Here is a 6,141-nt window from a genome sequence, read left to right as displayed (position 1 = left end):
GTCGAGGGCGTGCTCCATGTCGATGAAGGCGCAGATGCCGCCGAGCTTCTGGGCTTCGGCGACGATGTGCTGGCAGAGGGTGGTCTTGCCGGAGGACTCGGGGCCGTAGATTTCGACGATGCGCCCCCGCGGCACACCCCCCACGCCTAAAGCGATGTCGAGCGACAGCGCGCCGGTGGGGATGGAAGCGACCTGCATGTGCGTCGCCTCGCCCAGGCGCATGATGATGCCGTCGCCGTACCGCTTGGTCAGCGTGGCGACCGTATTCTCTAACGCGCGCGCTTTTGGCCCATCGATTGCCATACTTGTCTACGTGCCTATTCGCTTAAGATTCTTCTTATGTAGTGTACAATAGCGGCATGCAATTGGCAAACTCACCGGTGGGCGACCCCATCCTGCGCCGTCACGTCCGCCGGGCGACGCGCGCCGACGCCGCGGCCGTGCAGCGGCTGCTGCGCATGGGGGTCTACATCCACCTGCACGTTGATTGGCGGCTGCCGGGCGACTGGCTGGGCACGCCGGGGTTCGTCGTCTACGACAAGTCCTGGGACGCAGACAACGGCGCTCCCCCCGCCCATCCAACTCGCTCCCGGCCGGCGAATATCACCAGTTGCCTGGCCGTCAGCGCCGACCCGCCGCCGGCGGCCTGGGTGCGCGTGGCCGCCGCCGACTCGGCCGCCGGCTACGCCCAGTCGGAGGCGATGTTCGCCGCTATCCTGGCCGGCCTCGATCCGGAGGTGGACGAGGTCGCCTGGTTCATGACCGACAATTGGCCGCTACACTGGCTCGACCGGCTGGGGTTCAATCAGGTCAGCACAGTGCTGGCCTACCGCAAGGAGGGTCTGGAGTACGGGCCGTTCGCCGCCCCGCCGGGGCTGGACGTGCGGCCGGTGCTGGTGGAGGAGCTGCCGGCGCTGGCGGCCATCGAGGTCGCCGCCTTCGAGCCGCGCTGGCGGCACAGCGCGGAGTCGCTCTATCTGGCCTGGCGGCAGTCGGCCAGTTTCGACGTGGCGCTGCTGGAGGGGGAGCTGGCCGGCTTCCAGTTCAGCACGAGCTACAATGGCAATGCCCACCTGGTGCGCATGACGGTGCGGCCCGACCGGCAGGGGATGGGCATCGGCGCGGCGCTGCTGGCCCACGCGCTGGACGGCTACCGGGCGCGGCGGCTGCGGTCGGTGACGCTCAACACGCAGGCCGACAATGTGGCGTCGCAGCGGTTGTATGGGCGGTTTGGGTTCCAGCCGACGGGGTCGCGCTACCCGGTGTGGGCCTACTATCCGGCGCGGGGATAAGAGGAAGAATCCGCAGATTACGCAGATTATCCAGAGGGAGGTGTCTGAAAACTGTGCAATCTGTGGGTGATTTCTCTGTTCCAATGGGGGTTGGGGCGGGGCATAATGGGTGTGTTTGAGCGGAAAGCGAGGATAGGGATATGGCGCGAACGAAACTGAGTGAGGCGGAGATCGAGGCGGCGTTGGGTGAATTGCCGGGCTGGGCGGTGGAGGGGGGCAAGCTGCATAAGACGTTCAAGTTCGGCTCCTTCGCGGAGGCCATCGGCTGGATGGTGGCCGTGGCCCTGTACGCCGACAAGAAGGACCACCACCCGGAGTGGCGCAACGTCTACAACAAGGTGGAGGTGACCCTGGCGACGCACGACCTGGGCGACGCGATCAGCCAATGGGATGTGGACCTGGCCCGCCACATGGAGAAGCTGGCGGGATAGAAGAAGAGAGAATCCACGGATTTCACAGATGACACAGATTGGTCTCTTCATCTGTGTCATCTGTGAAATCTGTGGATTCTTCTGAAAGGATAAGAGGGCAATGGCATTCAATCTACGCAACCGGAGCTTTTTGAAGGAACTGGATTTCACGCAAGAGGAGCTGAGCTTTTTGCTGAAGCTCTCGGCCGACCTGAAGGCGGCTAAATACGGCGGCTATGAGCAGCAACGGCTGAGGGGCAAGAACATCGCCCTCATCTTCGAGAAGGCGTCCACGCGCACCCGCTGCGCTTTCGAGGTGGCGGCCCACGACCAGGGGGCGCACGTCACCTACCTGGGGCCGGAGGGGTCGCAGATCGGCCACAAGGAGTCGATGAAGGACACGGCGCGCGTGCTCGGCCGCATGTACGACGGCATCGAGTACCGCGGCTTCGCCCAGACGACGGTGGAGACGCTAGCCCAATACGCCGGCGTGCCCGTCTGGAACGGGCTGACCAACGAGTTCCACCCCACCCAAATCCTGGCCGACATGTTGACCATGCGCGAGCAGGCCGACAAGCCGATGAGCCAGATCGCCTACTGCTACATGGGCGACGCGCGCTTCAACATGGGCAACTCACTCATGGCCGGCGGCTGCAAGCTGGGCATGGACGTGCGCATCTGCGCGCCGAAACACCTGTGGCCGGACGAGGCGCTGATCGCCGCCTGCCGCGCCGTGGCCGGGGAGACGGGCGCGCGGCTGACGCTGACCGAGGACGTGGACGAGGGGGTGAGCGGCGTGGACTTTATCCACACCGACGTGTGGGTCTCAATGGGCGAACCGGACGCCGTGTGGGAGGAGCGCATCGCTCTGCTGAAACCGTACCAGGTCAACGCCGCGGCGATGGCGCGGAGCGGCAACCCGGCGGTCAAGTTCATGCACTGCCTGCCCGCCTTCCACAACCGCGAGACGAAGGTTGGCGAGCAGGTCTACCAGAAGTTCGGGCTGGACGGGCTGGAAGTGACCGAGGAGGTCTTCGAGTCGCCGGCCTCCATCGTCTTCGACCAGGCCGAGAACCGCATGCATACGATTAAGGCGGTGATGGTGGCGACGCTGGGGGAGTAGGGCCAGGGTAATTAGGACGCGGAGGGGCGGGTTTCTAGGCGACTAACGAAATGATTGGCATGCTGACCGTGCGGATTGAAACCCACGTCTGGCAGACGAAACCCGTTGTGGGCAACTAACAGAATAACCGGCACGTCGCGCCCGATGTGCCGGTTATTCTGTTAATCTCTTACGAACCCGCCCCTAGGGGGATTCCGCTGGCGGTGGAGGTGGGACAATCGGCGCGACGGGGTGCGCCGCCCGTGTTACGTCTGGCTCTGCGCTTCGACCTCGCGCAGCGCAGCCTGGTCGAGCAGCGTAATCTGTCCGCGACCGGTCAGCAGCCAGCCGCGTTCGCGCCACTGGCCCAGATGGCGGGCGACTGTCTGCCGGGCCACGCCGGTGCGGCGGGCGACCTCTTCCTGTGACAGGATAATGTACCCTTTGTTTGGCCCCTGCCGGTCGGCCTCATCCAGTTCCAGCAGGACGCGCGCCACACGCGCTGGGGCGTCGAGGAAAGCCAGCGCGCCCTCCCGCTCGTGCGCGGTGCGCAGGCGCTCGGCCGTGACCTCCAGCAGCCGCCGCAGCAGACGCGGCTCGGCGTCGAGCACGGCCATGAACGCGCGTCCCGACAGTTCCAGCGCCTCGCTGGCCTCATGGGCTAGCGCCCCGGCCGAACGCTGCCGGTTGGTCAGTTGGGAAAGCTCGCCGAAGCAGTCGCCCGGGCCGAGTTCGCTGATGATCAGCTCTCGGCCGTCGACGGCGCTCAGCACGACCACGACGCTGCCGGACTTCAGGACGTAGATGCTTTCGGACGGATCGGACTGAAGAAAGAAGTACTTCCCCTTGGGGACGCGGACGAAGCGAGCGGCGTTGGCCAGTTGCAGCAGGCTGGTCTCCTGGAGGCCGGCGAAGAGCGCCGACGACTGGAGAAAGGCGAATTGCGCCTGACGGGTGGCATGTAATGGCTGCATGGGGCATTCCTATCGAGTCAGTTTCGCCTCGCTGGCGCGCCGATTACGCAACGCCTCCCGGCCGGGCATGGCGGCCGCTGTCACAGCCGCTCCAACTCATCAATCATCCCCGCCAGCACGTCGTAGCCCCCCTGCCAGAAGTCGGCCGAGGTGATGTCGAAGCCCGCTTCCTGCAGGATGACCGCCGGCGCTTCGGAGCCGCCATAGGCCAGCAGCTTCAGGTAGCGCGGGATGAAGCTCTCGCCCTCGCGCCGGTAGGCCTGATAGAGCGATAGCACCAGCAGTTGGCCGAAGCTATAGGCGTAGGTGTAGAAGGGCACGTGGTAAAAGTGGGGGATGGAAATCCACTCCCACTGGAAGTCGTCGCTCAACGCCACGGCGTCGCCGAACTGGGCGCGCAGGTTGTCCATGTAGGCGGCGCAGAGCGCGTCCACGGGCGCGCCCTCGGCCACCAGGCGGTGCGCCTCGCGCTCGAAGAGGCTGAAGCTGGCCTGGCGCTGGACGGTGGCGTAGGCGTCGTCGAGCGCGGCGGCCAGCAGGTCGCGCCGCACGGCCGGGTCGCGCTCGTCGGCCAGCAGCCGGTCGGTCAGCAGCATCTCGGCGAAGACCGAGGCCGTCTCGGCCAGGGGCAGCGACGCGTGGAAGGTCAGGTTGGAATGGTGGGCGGCCGACATGCCGTGGATGGCGTGGCCGAGTTCGTGGGCCAGCGTCGCCACGTCGCGGGCCTGGCCGGTGTAGTTCATGAACACCCAGGGCGTCAGACCGGGCAAAACGGCGTAGCAGAACGCGCCGCCGCGCTTGCCGGCGCGCGGCTCGGTATCAAGATGGTTCTCGGCGGCGACGCGGGCCGCGTACTCGGCCAGTTGGGAGGAGAAGGCCTCGAAGCTGTCCAGCACCGTCTCGAACGCGGGGCCGAACGGGAACTCCTTGGTCGAGGCGGATAGCGGCGCGTAGATATCGTAGCGGCGCAGCTTGTCCATGCCGATCCAGCCCGCTTTCAGGCGGAAGTAGCGCTGGAAGAGGCCGCTGTTGCGGGCGCACACGTCGAGCAGGGTGTCCACCACGGCGTCGGGCAGGTCGTTGGCCAGGTTGCGGGCGGCGATGGGTTGGGTGAAGCCGCGCAGCTTGCCCTCGTCGCGCCAGTCGCGGGCGCGGTGGTTATACATCTGGGCCAGCAGGGTGCTGTTGTCGCTGTAGACGCGGTAAAGCTCCTGGTAGGTGGCCGCGCGCACGTCGGGCGAGGGGTGGCGGTAGTAGGCGGCCAGCTGGTCGCGGGTGAGCGTCTTCGTCTCGCCGTCCAGCTCCAGATTGAAGGTGAAGCGGCTGGTGATCATGTCGTACAGGTTGACCAGCGCGTCAATGCCATTGGCATCCTTGAGATTGATGATCCGCTCTTCCGGCTCGGACAGGGTGTGGGGCCGGAACTTGCGGGCGACTTCGACGAAGTAGCGCAGGTCGCCCGTGGCCGGCAGAAGTCGCGCGGCCGTCCCATCGGGCATCGACTTCAGCCACAGGTTGAAGAACAGCAAGCGGTTGTCGATCTCGGTCAGGGCCACGTCCACCCGGTCGCGCAAGTTCAGCGCGGCCGGGTTCTGCGTCTCGGCCGAGAACCACAGCGCGCCGTAGGCTCCGAGCCGTTGCGCATGGGCCATGATCGCCTCGTAGTCGTGGAGCAGCGCCACGAACGCCTCAGCCGTGATGTCGCCGGTCAGTTCGTCGCGTCGGGCCTCGAAGGCGGCGGTCAGTTGCTCCAGTTCGGCCAGCGCGGCGGCCAGCGACGCCTCGACCGGTTCGGGCAATAGGTCGGTCAGGCTCCAGCGGGTGGGGGATAGGGTGGTTGGGTTCATACGCTCCTCGGATCAGATTCAGGCGATAGAAGGATCGGCCGGCGGGAGGGCCAGCGCCCGCTTCAGAAAGTCCAACGTTCGCTCCCAGGCGAGTTGGGCCGCCGCTTCGTTGTAGGCGTCGGGGCGGTCGTGCTCGAAGAACCAGTGGCCCAGCCCTTCGTAGCGGTGGAATGTCGCCGGCCGGCCGGCCGACACGAGCGCCGACTCCAGCCACTCGACCGCTTCCGCCGGCTCGTAGGGGTCGTTCTCAGCGTAGTGCCCCAGGAAGGTCGCCCGCGCCCGCTCGAAGTCGGCGCCGCCTGAGCCGTAGAACAGAACCACCGCGCGCACCCGATCAGGGTCGGCGCTCGCCAGCTGGAGCGCGTAGTAGGCCCCGAACGAGAAGCCCACCACGCCCAACCCCTGTTCGCGGGGATGGGCGCGTTCCCAGAGGGTGTCGACCGCGGCGGCGACGTCGCTTATGACGCCGTCAATCTTTTCCTGGCTGCTCTCTGTCTGGCCGACCAGCGCCTCGGC

7 protein-coding genes are annotated in these 6,141 nt (G+C 66.4%); 3 read left to right on the top strand and 4 right to left on the bottom strand.

Features of this window, described 5'->3' with window-relative positions:
- On the bottom strand, positions 1 to 303 hold a 303-nt coding region (locus ACE3UY_RS00045; RefSeq protein ID WP_374685502.1), incomplete at its 3' end, for an ATPase domain-containing protein.
- A 56-nt stretch (positions 304 to 359) separates the two neighbouring features.
- Here ACE3UY_RS00045 and ACE3UY_RS00040 point away from each other — a divergent pair.
- From ACE3UY_RS00040 to ACE3UY_RS00030, 3 genes are all read left to right on the top strand, one after another.
- Positions 360 to 1,292: a GNAT family N-acetyltransferase gene (locus ACE3UY_RS00040; RefSeq protein ID WP_374685501.1), complete on the top strand. Its 933-nt coding sequence runs from the start codon at positions 360 to 362 to the stop codon at positions 1,290 to 1,292.
- Between the two features lie 140 nt (positions 1,293 to 1,432).
- On the top strand, positions 1,433 to 1,723 hold the full coding sequence (locus ACE3UY_RS00035) for a 4a-hydroxytetrahydrobiopterin dehydratase (protein ID WP_374685500.1): 291 nt from the start codon (positions 1,433 to 1,435) through the stop codon (positions 1,721 to 1,723).
- A gap of 100 nt (positions 1,724 to 1,823) precedes the next feature.
- The gene (locus ACE3UY_RS00030) at positions 1,824 to 2,825 is read left to right on the top strand and encodes an ornithine carbamoyltransferase (protein ID WP_374685499.1); all 1,002 of its coding nucleotides are present in this window, start codon (positions 1,824 to 1,826) and stop codon (positions 2,823 to 2,825) included.
- A gap of 245 nt (positions 2,826 to 3,070) precedes the next feature.
- On the opposite strand, the gene ACE3UY_RS00025 is transcribed toward ACE3UY_RS00030, so the two are convergent.
- The 3 genes from ACE3UY_RS00025 to ACE3UY_RS00015 form a co-directional block, all read right to left on the bottom strand.
- Positions 3,071 to 3,778, bottom strand: a complete 708-nt coding sequence (locus tag ACE3UY_RS00025) for a Crp/Fnr family transcriptional regulator (protein WP_374685498.1) — start codon at positions 3,776 to 3,778, stop codon at positions 3,071 to 3,073.
- Positions 3,779 to 3,858: 80 nt separating this feature from the next.
- Positions 3,859 to 5,625, bottom strand: coding sequence for a M3 family oligoendopeptidase (locus ACE3UY_RS00020; protein WP_374685497.1), 1,767 nt, complete (start codon positions 5,623 to 5,625; stop codon positions 3,859 to 3,861).
- A gap of 18 nt (positions 5,626 to 5,643) precedes the next feature.
- Positions 5,644 to 6,141: dienelactone hydrolase family protein (locus ACE3UY_RS00015; RefSeq protein WP_374685496.1), on the bottom strand; the 498-nt coding region annotated here is incomplete at its 5' end.

The organism is Promineifilum sp. (SeqCode), assembly GCF_041918635.1.
Lineage (GTDB): Bacteria > Chloroflexota > Anaerolineae > Promineifilales > Promineifilaceae > Promineifilum.
This window is presented reverse-complemented; position numbering and strand designations above follow the sequence as displayed.